Source organism: Micromonospora taraxaci, from assembly GCF_007830095.1.
GTDB classification, from domain to species: domain Bacteria; phylum Actinomycetota; class Actinomycetes; order Mycobacteriales; family Micromonosporaceae; genus Micromonospora; species Micromonospora taraxaci.
The window spans coordinates 6,065,732-6,081,966 of record NZ_VIWZ01000001.1 but is presented as its reverse complement, the minus strand read 5'-3'; the positions used below and the strand labels follow the sequence as shown (position 1 = coordinate 6,081,966).

Below are 16,235 nucleotides of genomic sequence, written 5' to 3'. Positions count from 1 at the left end.
TTCAGGCTCAGGGCAGCGGGCAGGCCTCCCGGGACGCGTCCAACGCGCGGTCCTTCCGGATCGACGCGAAGCCGTACCCGACGGTGGTCACACAGAAGTCGTCGGTCGAGCCGGAGTACTCCACGTGGAAGACCGGCTTGCCGGCGTCGGCGAACGGCAGCAGCTTGGCGCACTGGGCCAGCCGTACGCACTCCTCGTTGACCACGAAGTCGAAGTCCGGGGCCAGCGCGGCGAGCTGCGGCACGTCGTTGACCAGCCCGGGGGAGAGGCTCAGCGAGCGGGCCAGCTCGGCCAACCGGCGGTTGAATAGCAGTTGGTCGTCGAAGTCGAGTGGGAAGCCGGTGCGGAACGCGTACCCGTCGGCGTCGGCGAGCGCGACCGCGCCGAACCCCTTGCCCCGGCACAGCCGGAACCGGTCAGCCAGCACCGGTTGGAGCGCGTCCCAGCTCCGTACGTCCAGCCACCGGCTGTCCGGACGAGGCCCGGTCGAGCCGTGGACGACGTGCGGGAACCGGTTGGCGTCCGGGTCGGTTGAGCGGACCGACCCGACGTGCACCTGGCAGATCAACCGGCGGTCCCGGGAGCGTAGCTCGGCGGTCTCCGCGGCGGTGGTGGCCACCGGGTCGAGCAGGAAGACGTCCGCCTGCACCGCCAGGTCGAGCGGCCCGGTCAGCTGCCACTGCCACTGCCATTGGCGGGACTGCCCGGCGGGCCACGCGGTGGGCGCGCCGGGCGGGGTCAGCGCCGGACGGCACCCGTACGCCGGAACGATCAGCAGCAGCGCGACGCCGGCCGACACGACGCGGTGCAGTGGGCGTACGGCGGCGCGTCGCCGTGGCCGGATCCGCATCGGCAGCTCCCGGGGCCGGGGCGGCCCGTCGCCGCCCTCACCGGTACGCCGGCCCCACGCTCGGCCCGACGTACCTCATCGGGTCAAACGAGCGCGGGGGCGCGGACGACGCGCGGTCAGCGCGGTGCTGCGAAGACCTGCGTCCAGTACGGTCCGTTGCTGTTGGCGATGCCGACGCCGATCTCGGTGAACGCGCAGTTCAGGATGTTGGCCTTGTGGCCGGAGCTGTTCATCCAGGCGTCCATCACCGACGTCGGGGTCTTCTGGTTCCAGGCCACGTTCTCGCCGTACGTGCGCCAGGCGTAGCCGACCCGGTCCAGCCGGACGCCGGCGTTGCTGCCGTCGCTGCCCGTGTGCGACATGTTCTGGTGGTCGGCCTGGTCCTGGCTGTGCTTCTGCGCGGCGGTCATCAGCTTGTCGTTGATGCTCAGCGCCTTGCAGCCGGCCTTGGCCCGCTCGGCGTTGACCAGGTCCACCACCTCGCGGGCCTGCGAGCTGACGGTGCCGCTGGAACCTCCGGAACCCGAGCCGGTGGTCGTGCTCGGTGCGGTGCTGCGGGCGCGGCGCGACGCGGCGGTGGTCCGCGACGCCGCGGGGGTCGGCTTGACGACCTTGGTCGGCGAGGGGCTCGGCTGCGCCGAGCTGGGCGCGGCGGACGGGGAGGGTGCGGCCAGGGTGTCGAGGGCCGGCGGTTCGGTCGGGGCCTGCGACGCGGCGAAGGTGTCGTCGACAGCGGTCGGCTGGTCGGCCCCGTCGCCACCGCCGGGCATCGCGAGCGCGCCGACGCCGAAGGTCACCACGAGGGTGGCCGCAGCAGCGGCACCGCCGATCATCATCGGCTTGCGCCAGCGGCGCGGGGAGCGGTGCCGTCCCTCGCCGGAACGGCCGGTCGCCCCATCCTGGGCACGCCATTCGTCGGTGGTCGCGGGGTCACTGTCGGTGTGCCACCCGCCGGTGGTGTCCTCTACCGGGTGGCTGTCGCCCCAGTGGCCGCTGTCGTCGCCCGGGCGGTGGGCTGGCCAGGCGGCGGTGGGGGCGTCTGCCGGGCCGGCGGGCGTCGACCGGCCCGACTGCCAGTCGTCGGCGGGCTGCTGCGGGTGCCGCTCGTCGCCGGGCTGGTCGGTGTCGTCACCGAACAGGTAGGCCGAGCGGGGCTCCGGGCGGTCGTGCAGCCAGGCCGGCTCGTCGGTCGGCCGTTCAGCGCGCCGGGGGGCGCCGTTCGGGTCCATCGGGTCGGTCCAGCCGTACACGCCTATGCCTCCAGAGGTCAGTTGCGGGCCGGGGTGACGCTACGGCGCGCCCGCGACCTGCGGCAACGTGGCTAAGGAAGAGTTAAGGGGAAGTCGGACGCGAGGGGGCGGACTTCCGGGAATCCGGGCGTACAGTAAAGGTGTCCGGACAGAGCGTGTCCGTGCCGTGAAGGCAGCCCCCCGACAAGTGGACAGGTGGACGTAGAGATGATCTACGGCCTGCGAGAACTTGACGAAGGAGGGGTTTGCGGCTCAATATATAGGTGTCGCCAGTCGCGCCCGGTCATGCCCAGATACAGCCTGGAATGACAGCCGCGTACAAATGGGCGCGCGTTGGCCGGCCTTTCCGGCAGCGCATATCAAGGAGTCAGCATGGCGAAGGCCCTCTACGGCCACGTAGGTGCAGCGCCCGACCGGCGTCTGCTCGACGAGGTCACCCGGCTACGTGCCAGGGTGCAGGCACTGGAGTTCGAGATCACGCGTCTGCGTGCCGACAATGATCGGCTCGCGGCGGCTGCGGCGGAGGCGGACGATCTGCTCCGTCTGGCCGAGCCGGCGCTGACCTGATCTCCGCGTCGACAAAACTGAATCGCACCATCGCAGAAAAGCGCGCCGACACGTCCTGTGCCGGCGCGCAACACTGTCCGGTTCTTTTCGGGGTCGACGATTTATGATCTTGCGATCGGTCGCGCGGGAACCGTCGCCGCCGCATCCGAATAACGCACCGTCGGATAAGCCGATCATGAACTGCTCTCGCCATTATCGTGACCGCCGGAACAACAGTGCGTGCGCGCCTCGCGCCCTCGACGTACCCGACCCGGGGCGGGTCGCGTGCCGGCCCGCTTCCACCACCGGGTTAGTCTGCGAGTTCACCCAGGTCCCCAGAGCCGGGGCGGCCACCGGACGAGGATCGAGAAGGTGTATCTCAAGAGCCTGACGGTGAAGGGGTTCAAGTCCTTCGCCTCCGCGACGACGTTGAAGCTGGAGCCCGGGATCACCTGTGTGGTGGGCCCGAACGGCTCCGGTAAGTCCAACGTCGTCGACGCCATCGCCTGGGTCCTCGGCGAGCAGGGCGCCAAGGCGCTGCGCGGCGGCAAGATGGAGGACGTCATCTTCGCCGGCACCGCCGGTCGGGCGCCGCTGGGTCGCGCCGAGGTCACCCTCACCATCGACAACACCGACGGCGCGCTGCCGATCGAGTACACCGAGGTCTCCATCACCCGCCGGATGTTCCGCTCGGGTGAGAGCGAGTACGAGATCAACGGCAACTCCTGCCGGTTGCTCGACATCCAGGAGCTGCTGTCCGACTCCGGCATCGGCCGGGAGATGCACATCATCGTCGGGCAGGGCCGACTCGACGGCATGCTGCACGCCAAGCCGGAGGACCGCCGGGCGTTCATCGAGGAGGCGGCCGGCGTCCTCAAGCACCGCAAGCGCAAGGAAAAGGCCCTGCGCAAGCTCGACGCGATGCAGACCAACCTCAACCGCCTCACCGACCTGACTGCTGAGCTGCGCCGCCAGCTCAAGCCGCTGGGCCGGCAGGCGGAGGTGGCCCGCCGCGCCGCAGCCATCCAGGCCAACCTGCGCGATGCCCGACTCCGCCTGCTCGCCGACGACCTGGCCACCCTGCGCACCACCCTGGACCGGGAGATCGCCGACGAGACCGCGCTGCGGGAGCGGCGCGAACAGATCGAGGGCGAGCACGTCGAGGTGCAGGGCCGGCTCGGTGAGCTGGAGGCCGCGCTGGCCGAGGACGCGCCGTTGCTCGCCGCCGCACAGGACACCTGGTACAAGCTGTCGGCCCTGCAGGAGCGCTTCCGCTCGATCGAACAGCTGGCCCGGGAACGGCTGCGGCACCTCAGCGCCACCGGCGACGACGAGCGGCCCGGCCGCGACCCGGACCAGCTGGAAGCGGAGGCGGAGCGGGTCCGCGAGCAGGAGGAGGAGCTGCGCGCGGCGCTCACCGACGACCAGATCCGACTGGCCGAGGCCGTCGAGTACCGGCAGGAGCTGGAACGGCAGCTCGCCGCCGCCGAACGGGAACTGGTCGCCGCCGCCAAGGCCATCGCCGACCGGCGGGAGGGGATGGCCAAGCTGACCGGTCAGGTCAACTCGGCCCGCGCCCGCACCACCAGCTCCAGCGAGGAGATCGAACGACTCGCGGTCGCGCACGCCGACGCGCTGGGCCGCGCCGAGCAGGCACAGGCCGAGCTGGACGCGGTGGCGGCACAGTCCACCGAGGCCGACCGGGACAACGCGGACCTGGACGCCCGGCACGCCGAGGCGGTCGCCGCGCAGGAACGGGCGCAGGCGACCGTACGCTCACTCGCCGACTCGGAGCGGGCGGCGGAGAAGGACGCCGCGACCTGGAAGGCCCGTGAGGAGGCGCTGGCGCTGGGCCTGCGGCGCAAGGATGGCGCGGGAGCGTTGCTCGCCCGCGCGGACGACGTACCCGGCCTGCTCGGCAGCCTCGCCGGGCTGCTCACCGTCGCGCCGGGCCACGAGGCCGCGCTGGCCGCCGCGCTCGGCGGCCTCGCCGACGCGGTCGCCGTCAGCGGGGTGGACGAGGCCGTCGAGGCCATGCGGCTGCTCAAGATCTCCGACGCCGGCCGGGCCGGCCTGCTCGTCGGCAGCCCGGCGGGCCCGGGCATGACCGGCTCCGCCGACGCGCTGCGCCCGAAGCTGCCGGACGAGGCCCGGTGGGCCCCCGATCTGGTGGAGTGCAGCGCGGAACTGCGTCCGGCGGTGCACCGGGCACTGCGGGACGTGGCGCTCGTCGACGACCTCGCCGCCGCCGCCGACCTGGTCGCCAGCAACCCCGAGCTGCGGGCGGTCACCCCCGACGGCGACGTGGTCGGGGCGTACGCGGCGGCTGGCGGGTCGGCCAAGGCCCCCAGCTACATCGAGGTGCAGGCGGCCGTCGAGGAGGCTCGCGCCAACCGACTGACCGCCGAACGCGCCGGCGCGGAGCTGCGGGATCAGCTCGTCGAGGCCCGTGCCGAGGTGGCCGCCGCCAAGGAGGCCGTACAGCACGCCGCCGCCGAGAAGAGGGAGGCGGAGAGCCACCGCAACGCCGCCGCCCGCCGGTTGGCCGAGCTGGGCGCCGCGGCCCGCTCGGCGAAGGCGGAGACCGACCGGCTCGGCGAGTCCCGGTCCCGTGCCGAGGCCGCCCGGCAACGGGACCTCATCGCTCTCGATGAGTTGGAGGAGCGGCTGCGGCTGGCCGAGGAGACGCCTGTCGACGCGGAGCCCTCCACCGAGGAACGGGATCAACTCGCGGCCATGGTGCCGCAGGCCCGGCAGAACGAGATGGAGGTCCGGCTCGCGGTGCGTACCGCCGAGGAGCGGGTTTCCTCGATCGCCGGCCGGGCCGACTCGCTGGCCCGGCAGGCCACCGCCGAGCGGGCCGCCCGGGAACGCGCCGCGGCCCGGCGGGCCGCGCGCACCCGGGGCGCGGGCATCGCGCGGGCCGTCGCCGGTGGCGCCCGGGAGGCGCTCACCCGGCTCACCACCTCGATCGCGACGGCCGAGGAACACCGCGACGAGGTCGCCCGGGAGCGCGCCGCCCGCGAGGCGGAGCTCCAGGAGGTACGCGGCGCGGCGAAGCGGCTCGGCGCGGAGCTGGAGCGATTGACCAGCCAGGTCCACCGCGACGAGGTCGCCCGCGCGGAGCAACGGCTGCGCATCGAGCAGTTGGAGGCGAAGGCCGCCGAGGACTTCGGGCTGGACGTGGAGACGCTGGTGGCCGAGTACGGCCCGACGCAGCCGGTCCCGCCGACACCTGTCGACATCGCCACGGCCGAACGCGACGGCCTGCCGGTGCCCGAGCCGGTCCGCTACGAACGGCCGGTGCAGGAGAAGCGGGCTGCCAAGGCGGAACGGGAGCTGACCCTGCTCGGCAAGGTCAATCCGCTCGCGCTGGAGGAGTTCGCCGCGCTGGAGGAGCGTTTCAAGTTCCTCTCCGAGCAGTTGGAGGATCTCAAGGCCACCCGTCGGGACCTGCTCACTGTGGTCAAGGACGTGGACGAGCGGATCCTGGAGGTCTTCGCCAGCGCGTTCGAGGACACTGCCCGGGAGTTCGAGCAGGTGTTCAACGTGCTCTTCCCCGGCGGCGAGGGCCGGCTGATCCTCACCGAGCCGGACGACCTGCTCACCACAGGCGTCGAGGTGGAGGCCCGCCCACCGGGCAAGAAGATCAAGCGGCTGTCGCTGCTCTCCGGTGGCGAGCGGTCGCTGACCGCGGTGGCCATGTTGGTGGCGATCTTCCGTGCCCGGCCCAGCCCGTTCTACATCATGGACGAGGTGGAGGCGGCCCTGGACGACGTGAATCTGGGCCGGTTGATCACGTTGATGGCACAGTTGCGGGAGAAGAGTCAGCTGATCGTCATCACCCACCAGAAGCGGACGATGGAGATCGCTGACGCGCTCTACGGGGTCACCATGCGCAGCGGGGTCACCCAGGTGATCAGCCAACGGCTCAACAGGGCCGACGAGGACGACGAGCGGCACGGCCGCGGCGAGGAGAACGGGTAGTGGCTCGGGAACGCGCGACGGCGCTCCTGCTGGATCTGGACGGCGTACTGCGCCGGTTCGACCCGGCGGTGGCCGCCGGCGTGGAGCGGGAGTACGGCCTCGCCGACGGGGTTCTCCTCGAGATCGCCATGCAGTGGGGCCGACTCCGGCCGGTGCTCACCGGCCAGCTCAGTCACGCCCAGTGGGTGGACAGCGTGGCCGACGCGCTGGCCGAGCCGGCCGGCGGTCCGGACCGCGCCCGAGCGGCGGTGGAGCAGTGGCAGCGCTACCGGGGCGAGGTGGACACCGAGGTGCTCGACTTCGTCCGGGAGGTGCGCGCCGCCGGCATCACTGTCGGCCTCGGCACCAACGCCACCGACCTGCTCGACGCCGACCTGGCGGACCTCGGGCTGGCCGGTGAGTTCGACGTGGTGGTCAACTCGTCGACGCTCGGTGTGCACAAGCCAGCCCCGGAGTATTTCCAGGGTGCCTGCGTGGCGCTGGCCACGGCGCCGGCCCGCGTCCTCTTCGTCGACGACGAGGACTGGGCCGTCCGGGGCGCCCGCGCCGCCGGGCTGTCGGCGCACCGCTGGGGCGGTCACGCCGACCTGCGCTACCTGCGGGCGGCCCTGGACTACTGAGCGCCTGTCACTCGCCGGTGACGCCGTCGATGCGTTCCCGGATCAGGTCGGCGTGGCCGTTGTGCCGGGCGTACTCCTCGATCATGTGCACGTACACCCAGCGCAGGTTGAAGGTGCGCTTCTTCCCGCCGACCTCGATGAACGTCTCGTCGAGCGAGTGGCCGGCGGCGGCCTCGCGGGCCAGTGCCACCTCCCGGTGGAAGATGGCGAAGTCCGCCTCGGCGTCGGCCTCGCTGACGTCGTGGTCGGCGTCCGGCGTCTCCGGGGTGAAGTACGGGTAGTCGACAGGCTGGGCGGCGAAGTTCTCCCGGAACCACCAGGCCTCCACCTCGGCCAGGTGTCGGACCAGGCCGAGCAGGGTCAGCCCGGAGGGTTGCACGCTCGGCGTCCGCAGCTGCTCTTCGGTCAACCCGGAGCACTTGAGCAGCAGGGTCTGGCGGTGGTAGTCGAGCCAGCCGTCGAGCATGGTGCGCTCGTCACCGACGTACGGTTCGGGGGTCCGGGTGATCTCCGGTGCGGTCCACGTCATGCCGCGCATCCTGCCGTGCACACCCGACATCCGCGACGGGTTATCAGGGCACCACGACGACGGGCCAGCGACCGGCCCGCACCAGGCGGGTGGCGACCGAGCCGACCAGCCGGTGACCGGCCTGCTCGGACGCGCCCACCAGCAGCATGTCGGCCTGGAACTCGTCGGCCGCCGCGCACAACTCCCCGTACGCGTCGCCGCGCCGGCAGACGAACGTCACCGGGATGCCCCACTGCTCGGCCGCGCGCCGGCACTCCCGGCGCAGCTCGTCGGCCAACTCGTCGTGGGTGCGCTGGACCGCGCCGGCGTCCATGCCGGGCACCAGGGCGGTCAGGCCGCTCGCCGAGCTGACGAAGACCACGACCAGGGCGGCGCCCTGCCGACGGGCCAGACCCGCGGCGTAGGAGCCGGCCCGCTCGGAGGTGCGGGTGCCGTCGACGCCCACCATGATCACCCTAGGGCCGTCCGTGCCTCGTTCGAAGGGCAGCGATCGGGTCCGGGGGCCGTACTCCTCGCGGTCCGGTGCTCCCACGCTCATGGCTCTACCTCACCTCTGCTCGCCGGTACGGACCACGACCGCGCCGGCGCCGGCAGCGACTGTCGATTCCCGCTCGACCTCCGCCGAAACCGGGTCGCCGTTGTGCTGCCGCAGCGGCACCTCCTTGATGAAGGCCACAGCGATCAACGCGATCAGGGCGAAGGGCGCGGCGGTCAGGAAGATGTCACCGGCACCGTGGCCGTACGCGCTCTCCACCACGGCCCGCAGCGGGCCGGGCAGGGTGTGCACGTTGGGCAGGGCGCCGCCGGAGCCGGAGCTGGACGCGGGGATACCGAGCTGGGTCAGCCCGTCGGCGGTGTAGTCCTTGACCTTGTGGGCGAGGACCGCGCCGAGAGCGGAGACACCGATCGCGCCACCGAGGCTGCGGAAGAACGCGACCACCGAGCTGGCCGCGCCGAGCTCGTGCGGGCCGACGGTGTTCTGCACGGCGAGGACCAGGTTCTGCATGGTCATGCCCAGGCCGACACCGATGACCGCCATGTAGACGCTGAGCAGGGCGAAGTTGGTGTCCGCGCGCAGCGTGCCCATCAGCGCGAAGCCGATGGTGAGCAACGCCGAGCCGATCACCAGGTACCGCTTCCACCGGCCGGTCTTCGTGATGACCCGTCCGATCACGGTGGAGGCGACCAGCAGGCCGAGGATCATCGGCAGGGTCATCAGGCCGGACATGGTCGGGCTCTGACCGCGGCTGATCTGGAAGTACTGGCCCAGGAAGATCGACGCGCCGAACATCCCCACGCCGACCGCGATGCTGGCGACGACGGCGAGGGTGATGGTGCGGTTGCGGAACAGGCGCGGCGGGATCATCGGCTCGGCGGCCCGGGTCTCGACCCGGATCGCCAGGGCGCCGAGAACGAGCGCGCCGAGGACCATGGCGGCGGTCTGCCAGGACGCCCAGGCGAACTGGTCACCGGCGAGCGAGACCCAGATCAGCAGCAGCGACACGGCCGCGGTGATCAGGGTGGCGCCCCACCAGTCGATCTGAGCCTTCCGCTTGACCACGGGCAGCTTCAGGGTCTTCTGCAGCACGATCAGCGCCACGATGGCGAACGGCACGCCGACGTAGAAGCACCAGCGCCAGCCGAGCCAGGAGGTGTCCACGATCACGCCGCCGATCAGCGGGCCGCCGATGGTGCCGACGGCCATCACGGCCCCGAGGTAGCCGCTGTAGCGGCCCCGCTCGCGCGGCGAGATCATCGTGGCCATGATCACCTGGGCCAGTGCGGTGAGACCGCCGGCGCCGATGCCCTGGAGCACGCGGCAGGCGATCAGCTCGCCGGTGCCCTGGGCGAGGCCGGCCAGGACCGAGCCCAGCACGTAGATGCCCAGGGCGAGTTGGACGAGTGTCTTCTTACTGGTCAGGTCGGCAAGTTTGCCCCAGATTGGGGTGGTTGCGGTGGTCGCGAGCAAGGCTGAGGTGACCACCCAGGTGTACGCGGACTGGCCGCCGTGCAGTTCGGTGATGATCCGCGGCAGCGCGTTCGAGATGACCGTGGAAGAGAGAATCGCGACGAACAGGCCCAGCAGCAGGCCGGAGAGTGCCTCCAGGATCTGCCGGTGGGTCATATCGACGGCGGTCGCCTTGGTGGGCGCTGTCGCCTGGCTCATCGTTTGGTGCCTCCGAGCGGAGTCGATGTGGAACGGCGGCGGGCTGACATGCGGGCCGCCTGAGAGTTGCCTGGGGCAACCGTATGCTTGGTTGCCTCAGGCAACAACCTGGGGAGCGGGTGCCGTATTCCCCGTCACCCCGGGTTCAGGACCAGGAGTCGTTGAGCCGGCCGAGCAGCCTGGCGAGTTCCTCGATGTCCCGCTCCGGCCAGCCGTCCAGCGCGCGCACGAACTCGCCCAGCCGGGCGGCCCTGGCCACGTCGAACCGATGCTGCCCCTCCTCGGTGAGGCTGATCTGCGCGGCCCGCCGATCACTCGGATCCGGATCGCGGTAGACCAGGCCGAGGACCTCCAGGGCGTTGATCTGTCGGCTCAACGTCCCCTTGCCCACACCGAGGCGCGCCGCCAACTCGGTCAACCGGATCGACCCGCTGCGCCGCAGCCAGAGCAGCAGCCCGTAGGTGTTCGGCTCCAGGTTGGGGTGCACCTCGCGGGCGATCTCCCAGGAGACCGCCCGCCCACGACGCAGTAGAGCGGTCAACTCGTGCTCGACCGCCCTGATCGGTTCCGGCAGGTGCTCGTCCACGGCGTAGAGACTACGGCGAGGTCGGTGGTGCGGCGGCCGACAGTCGACGCCGCATCACGGTGCGTAGGTGCCCGTCCTTCGTGGTGCCCTCGATGACCACGTCCGCCCCGCGCCCCCGATGCGTCAGGGTCGCGACCGCGTTGCCGAAGAACGGCCCCGCCAGCTTGCGCCACCGCACGCTCGGTCGGCGTACGCCGGCGGAACGCGCCAGCGCCCGGGTGGCACCAGCCGGACCGGCCGACCAACCCAGCTTCATCAGCGGACGGATACCGGCCGGCACCTGGTTGTGGATCGGTGAACAGGTGAGCTGGTGCACGGGCGTGACCACCGCCGGGTCACCGAACCGGGCCCGGGCCACGTACGAGTGGTGCACGTCCCCGGAGAGCACACTGATCGACGCCGGTGGGGCGTACGCCGGACCGGCGCCGATCCGCGCGCCGGACTCCCTCGGAGTGCCGGTGCCGATCCGGGCGAAGGTCTCCGCGAGCCCCTCGAAGGAACGCCGGAACGCCGCCCAGTGCTCCAGGTCCAGTGCGCGACGCAGCTTCTCCGCCCCGCGCGCCACCCACGGGCGACGCGACTCCGCCAGCTTCTCGTTCCACGCCTCGATGTGGTGGATGCCCTGCGGCAGCAGCCAGGGCAGCGAGGCGCCGACCACGAGGTGGTCGTAGACCCCGTGCGCCTGGTCCAGGAACCAGGACCACTCGCCCGGTGGCAGCATCGCCCGGTTGCCCGGGTCGAGCACCCGACTGCACCGGTTGTCGAGCATGACCAGGCGGGTACGCCCCAGGTCCAGTGCGTAACTCCACTGGTACTGCACCGCGCGCCAGCGCTCCGTGTCGTGCGCCACGTCCGACTCCTGGTCGACCCGGTGCCCGAACTCGCGCAGCACACCTGTCGCGTCCTCGGCGGCGACGACCTTCGCGAAGACCGGGTCGGCGGTGATCTCGTCGGGGGAGAGGTTGCCCAGGTGCTGGTAGACCCAGTACGAGGCCAGCCCGCTGCCGATCCGCTCCTGCCACCACGGCTGCTCGCGAACCTCCGCCCGCCAGGCCGCCGAGGTGTTCCAGTCGTCGATGATCTCGTGATCGTCGAAGATCATCACGCTTGGCACTGTGGAGAGCAGCCAACGGATCTCCGGATCACGCCAGGACTCCAGGTAGAGCTTGGTGTACTCGTCGAAGCTCACCACCTGATCGGCCGGAGCGCCCTTCGGACGCCGCCGCCGCCGACGCAGCAACCGGCGCACCGTGGGCGACGTGACGTCGGCGTAGACCTGGTCACCGAGCAGCACCAGCAGGTCCGGTAGCGGGTTCGACTCCGGGTCGGCCATCAGCCTTCGGGCGTACGCGTCCAGCGCGTCCGGCGGCAACTTTCGGGTCGTGGCGTGCTGGGTGGTCTCCCGGCACGAGCCGAAGATCAGGCTGACCGGCTGGTCCCGGTCGTCAGCGGCCCGGGTGCGGATCACGCTCGGCGGGAAGCCGCTGCTCGACACCGGCCAGACCAGCTCGTCGTCGACCAGCACCTCGTAGGTGGTCTCGCTGTCCGGAGTGAGCCCCTCCACCACCACGAGCGCGTAGTGGTGGTCGTACGCCGAGAAGGTGGGCGCGGTGCCGGTGGCGCCGCCCGCCGTGCGGACGGTGACCACGGCGGGCGCGGCGGTCTCCACCCAGATGGTCGCTCGGGTGTCCACCACTCGCCGCAGGAGTGGGCCGATGAGGAGGTGTGCGGCGGGCATGCGGCCGAGCCTACCGCCGGTTTCCGGCACCGGCCGGGTGCGGTGGCAGAGACCCCGGGCACCGCTCGAGGTGCGGTGGCAGAGACCCCGGGCACTGCTCGGGGTGCGGTGGCAGAGACCCCGGGCACCGCTCGGGGTGCGGTGGCTGGGACCCCGGGCACCGCTCGGGGTGCGGTGGCTGGGACGCGGCCGCCGGCATCTGACAGGATTCCGGCATGGCCGAATATCTCGTCCTCGCTCTGGTCCTGCTCGGTGTGCTGATCGCCGGCACAGTCGGGCTGGTCGTCCCGCGACTGCGGCGGCGACCCGAGCCCCCGTTGCCGCGCACGGAGGTCGACACCAGGGCAGAGGAGGATCTCGCCGGCCCGCCGGTCGAGGCACCGGAGTCCGATCTGTCCACCGGCGTCCTGGTCGAGCCGCCGCCGGTCATCGAGGCGCCCGTCGAGGTGCCCGAGCCGACCGCCGGGCGGCTGGTCCGGCTCCGCTCGCGGCTGTCCCGCTCGCAGAACGTCTTCGGCAAGGGCCTGCTCGGCCTGCTCGCCCGCGACCACCTCGACGAGGACGTCTGGGAGGAGATCGAGGACAGCCTGATCACCGCCGACGTCGGCGTCGACGCCACCCGCGACATCGTCGATCGCCTCCGTGAGCGCACCCGGGTGCTCGGCACCCGCTCGGCCTCGGAGCTGCGGGCACTGCTCGCCGCCGAGTTGGTCAACGCCCTCGACCCGAGCATGGACCGGTCGTTGCGGACCGCTCCGAAGGACGGTGTTCCAGCGGTGGTCCTGGTCGTCGGCGTCAACGGCGCCGGCAAGACCACCACCTGCGGCAAGATCGCCCGGGTGCTCGTCGCCGACGGCCGCAGCGTGCTGCTCGGCGCCGCGGACACCTTCCGGGCCGCCGCCGCCGACCAGCTGGAGACCTGGGGCTCGCGGGTCGGGGCGGAGACCGTCCGGGGGCCCGAGGCTGCCGACCCGGCGAGTGTCGCCTTCGACGCGGTCAAGCGCGGCATCGACACCGGCGTGGACACCGTGCTCATCGACACCGCCGGCCGGCTGCAGAACAAGGTCGGCCTGATGGACGAGCTGGGCAAGGTCAAGCGCGTGGTGGAGAAGCAGGGCCCCATCGACGAGACACTGCTCATCCTGGACGCCACCACCGGTCAGAATGGCCTGGAGCAGGCCCGGGTCTTCACCGAGGTGGTCAACGTGACAGGTGTGGTGCTGACCAAGCTCGACGGCACCGCGAAGGGCGGCATCGTGATCGCGGTGCAGCGCAAACTCGGCATCCCCGTGAAGCTGGTCGGCCTCGGCGAGGGCAAGGACGATCTGGCCCCGTTCGACCCGGCGCAGTTCGTGGACGCGTTGCTGGGGACCGAGGCCGCCGGACGGGACGCGTAGTCTCGGGTGTCCAGTGACAACCGCGCATACGCGGGCTGGCGTGAACCCGGCCACCCTTCGCAGCGCCTCGGGAGACCGTACGTGACTTCGCAGGAGATCCCGCTGCACGGCGGCAACGTGAGCACCGTCGTCCGCGTCGGTGACACGGTCCGCCGCAACGCCGGGCCGTGGACACCGTCCGTGCACGCCCTGCTGCGCCACCTGGAGTACGTGGGCTTCACCGGCGCCCCTCGCGCGCTCGGCATGGACGAGCGCAACCGTGAGGTGCTGTCGTACCTGGAGGGGGAGTGCGGGGAGTACCCGCTCGCCCCGCACTGGGTGACCGACGAGGCGCTGGTCACCGTCGCCACGATGCTCCGGATGTTCCACGACGCGCAGTACGGCTTCACTCCGCCGGCGAGCGCGGTCTGGCGCTCGTTCGGCCCCCCGCCACCGGACACCGAGGTGATCTGTCACCACGACGCCGCGCCGCACAACGTGATCTGGCGGCCGGACGGCACCCTCGGGCTGATCGACTTCGACCTCGCCTCGCCCGGTGCACGGATCTACGACGTGGCGTACGCGGCTTGGACCTGGGTGCCGATCTTCGCCGACCGGGACTCGATCACGCTGGGCTGGAAGCACCCGGACCGGCCCCGCCGGCTCCGGCTCTTCGCCGACGCGTACGGGCTGATCCCCCGGGACCGGCACCGGCTGATCCGGACCATCCGTAAGCGGATCGTGGACCACGTCGAGGGCATCCGCCGGATGGCCGCCGCCGGTGAGCCGGCGTTCGTCCGGATCGTGCACAAGGGCCACCTACGCCGACCGATGCGCGATCTCCGGCTACTCGACTACGAGCGGCACGCGCTGGAGAACGCCCTCCGCTGAGGGCCGACCGGTCGATGCTCGGGCGGTTCCGTCGGGCGGACCGGTCGATGGGTCGGGCCGGTCGGCCATCGACGTTCACCGTCCGGGCGATCCACCACCGTCCATGCCGCTGAGTGTGCGGAGTTCGTGACACGTACGAAACAACCCGTCACGAACCGGAAACCCGCGCGGGACCCTGGGTGAAACAGCCGGCCGCGAAGCTTCCGCGCAACCGGCCTACGGGCGACGCTGCCCCGGAAAGCCGCGAAGGAGGACTTCACCCTTTAGGAGGCCAGCGTGCCTGAAGCACCGACGATCGACGGCGCCAATACCACGTGGCTGCTGGTTTCGACCGCGCTCGTGCTGCTCATGACCCCCGGACTGGCGCTGTTCTACGGCGGCCTCAACCGGGCCAAGGGCGTACTCAACATGATGATGATGAGCTTCTCCGCCATCGGGCTCATCTCGATTCTGTGGTGGTTCTACGGTTTCAGCGTCGCCTTCGGGACCGACGTGAACGGCTTCTGGGGCGACCCGGGCGCGTACCTCGGCACCAAGACCTTCCTCGCCGAGACCGACCTGTGGGGTGCCACGGCGGAAAACCCCAGCGGCATCGGGGTTCCGCTCTACGTGTTCATGGCCTTCCAGATGGTCTTCGCGGTGATCACCGTCGCGCTGATCAGCGGCGCCATCGCCGACCGGGCCAAGTTCGCCGGCTGGCTGCTGTTCGCCTTCGGCTGGGCCACCCTGGTCTACTTCCCGGTCGCCCACTGGGTGTGGGGCGGCGGCATCATCGGCGCCGACATCCACGCGCTGGACTTCGCTGGTGGCACCGCGGTGCACATCAACGCCGGTGCGGCGGCCCTGGCCGTGGCGCTGGTGCTCGGTAAGCGGCTCGGTTGGCCGCGCGAGGGCATGAAGCCGCACAACATTCCGCTGGTCGCGCTCGGTGCGGGTTTGCTGTGGTTCGGCTGGTTCGGGTTCAACGCCGGCTCCGAGCTGACCGTCGACTCGGTCGCCGGCCTCGCCTTCATCAACACCCAGCTCGCCACGGCGGCGGCGGTGCTCGGCTGGATCGCTGTCGAGTGGGTCAAGGACCGGAAGCCGACCATGGTCGGCGCCTCGTCCGGTGCCGTCGCCGGCCTGGTCGCCATCACCCCGGCCTGTGGTTTCATCGCCCCGTGGGCTGCCGTCCTGCTTGGCATCGTCGCGGGCGCCGTCTGCGCGCTGGCCGTCAGCCTCAAGTACAAGCTCGGCTACGACGACTCGCTCGACGTCGTCGGCGTGCACTTCGTCGGTGGCTGGATCGGGTCGCTCTGGCTCGGCCTGTTCGCCACCAACTCGGTCAACGCCGCCATCAGCGACGTGGTGGGTGCCTCCGACGGGCTCTTCTACGGCGGCGGCGTGACCCAGCTCGGGCGGCAGGCGCTCGCCGGCCTGATCGTCACCGTCTGGTCGTTCGGCATCGCCTGGGTGCTCGCCTTCGTCATCGAGAAGACGATCGGCTTCCGGGTCAAGGCCGAGGCGGAGGTCGAGGGCATCGACATCGGCGAGCACGCCGAGAGCAGCTACGACCTGTCCCCGGCCGGTGGCGGCACGGGCGGCGCATTCGCGATGGCCGGCATCGGAACCCCCGGTGGCAGCCCGACGAGTGGTGCCAAGCCGGAGGCGGAGCCCGCCGAGCCGGTCAACGAGAAGGTCGCCGGTTAACGTTCC

At 71.4% G+C, this 16,235-nt stretch carries 13 protein-coding genes; 6 read left to right on the top strand and 7 right to left on the bottom strand.

Going from position 1 to position 16,235, the window contains the following annotated elements; all coding sequences use genetic code 11:
• Positions 1-7 precede the first annotated feature (7 nt).
• Both FHU34_RS27485 and FHU34_RS27480 read right to left on the bottom strand, forming a co-directional pair.
• Positions 8-850, bottom strand: a complete 843-nt coding sequence (locus FHU34_RS27485) for an endo alpha-1,4 polygalactosaminidase (protein ID WP_145785103.1) — start codon at positions 848-850, stop codon at positions 8-10.
• Positions 851-966: 116 nt separating this feature from the next.
• Complete coding sequence (locus tag FHU34_RS27480) at positions 967-2,100, bottom strand: CAP domain-containing protein (RefSeq protein WP_145785102.1); 1,134 nt, start codon at positions 2,098-2,100, stop codon at positions 967-969.
• A gap of 372 nt (positions 2,101-2,472) precedes the next feature.
• Here FHU34_RS27480 and FHU34_RS27475 point away from each other — a divergent pair, with 372 nt between their 5' ends.
• From FHU34_RS27475 to FHU34_RS27465, 3 genes are all read left to right on the top strand, one after another.
• A complete protein-coding gene (locus FHU34_RS27475; protein ID WP_007456482.1) occupies positions 2,473-2,667 on the top strand; it encodes a hypothetical protein in 195 nt (64 codons plus the stop codon).
• 351 nt (positions 2,668-3,018) lie between these two features.
• Complete coding sequence (gene smc / locus FHU34_RS27470) at positions 3,019-6,633, top strand: chromosome segregation protein SMC (protein ID WP_145785101.1); 3,615 nt, start codon at positions 3,019-3,021, stop codon at positions 6,631-6,633.
• Positions 6,633-7,253 (top strand): HAD-IA family hydrolase, encoded by a 621-nt coding sequence (locus tag FHU34_RS27465; protein ID WP_145785100.1) that lies wholly within the window; start codon positions 6,633-6,635, stop codon positions 7,251-7,253. The genes smc and FHU34_RS27465 overlap by 1 nt, the downstream gene beginning before the upstream one ends.
• A 7-nt stretch (positions 7,254-7,260) precedes the next feature.
• Here FHU34_RS27465 and FHU34_RS27460 read toward each other — a convergent pair whose 3' ends face one another.
• From FHU34_RS27460 to FHU34_RS27440, 5 genes are all read right to left on the bottom strand, one after another.
• On the bottom strand, positions 7,261-7,782 hold the full coding sequence (locus FHU34_RS27460; protein WP_145785099.1) for a DinB family protein: 522 nt from the start codon (positions 7,780-7,782) through the stop codon (positions 7,261-7,263).
• Positions 7,783-7,825: 43 nt separating this feature from the next.
• Entirely contained in the window at positions 7,826-8,320 is a 495-nt protein-coding gene (locus FHU34_RS27455; RefSeq protein ID WP_244311856.1) for a universal stress protein, read from the bottom strand.
• Positions 8,321-8,329: 9 nt separating this feature from the next.
• On the bottom strand, positions 8,330-9,949 hold the full coding sequence (locus tag FHU34_RS27450; protein ID WP_145785098.1) for an MDR family MFS transporter: 1,620 nt from the start codon (positions 9,947-9,949) through the stop codon (positions 8,330-8,332).
• 145 nt (positions 9,950-10,094) lie between these two features.
• Positions 10,095-10,535, bottom strand: coding sequence for a MarR family winged helix-turn-helix transcriptional regulator (locus FHU34_RS27445; RefSeq protein ID WP_231924400.1), 441 nt, complete (start codon positions 10,533-10,535; stop codon positions 10,095-10,097).
• A 10-nt stretch (positions 10,536-10,545) separates the two neighbouring features.
• Entirely contained in the window at positions 10,546-12,273 is a 1,728-nt protein-coding gene (locus FHU34_RS27440) for an alkaline phosphatase D family protein (protein ID WP_145785097.1), read from the bottom strand.
• Between the two features lie 215 nt (positions 12,274-12,488).
• Here FHU34_RS27440 and ftsY point away from each other — a divergent pair, with 215 nt between their 5' ends.
• The 3 genes from ftsY to FHU34_RS27425 all read left to right on the top strand — a co-directional run bounded on the left by ftsY (position 12,489) and on the right by FHU34_RS27425 (position 16,229).
• Complete coding sequence (gene ftsY / locus FHU34_RS27435) at positions 12,489-13,670, top strand: signal recognition particle-docking protein FtsY (protein WP_145785096.1); 1,182 nt, start codon at positions 12,489-12,491, stop codon at positions 13,668-13,670.
• A gap of 6 nt (positions 13,671-13,676) precedes the next feature.
• Positions 13,677-14,540, top strand: coding sequence for a phosphotransferase (locus FHU34_RS27430; RefSeq protein ID WP_208745086.1), 864 nt, complete (start codon positions 13,677-13,679; stop codon positions 14,538-14,540).
• Positions 14,541-14,816: 276 nt separating this feature from the next.
• Positions 14,817-16,229: an ammonium transporter gene (locus FHU34_RS27425; RefSeq protein WP_145785094.1), complete on the top strand. Its 1,413-nt coding sequence runs from the start codon at positions 14,817-14,819 to the stop codon at positions 16,227-16,229.
• The last annotated feature ends 6 nt before the right edge of the window (positions 16,230-16,235 follow it).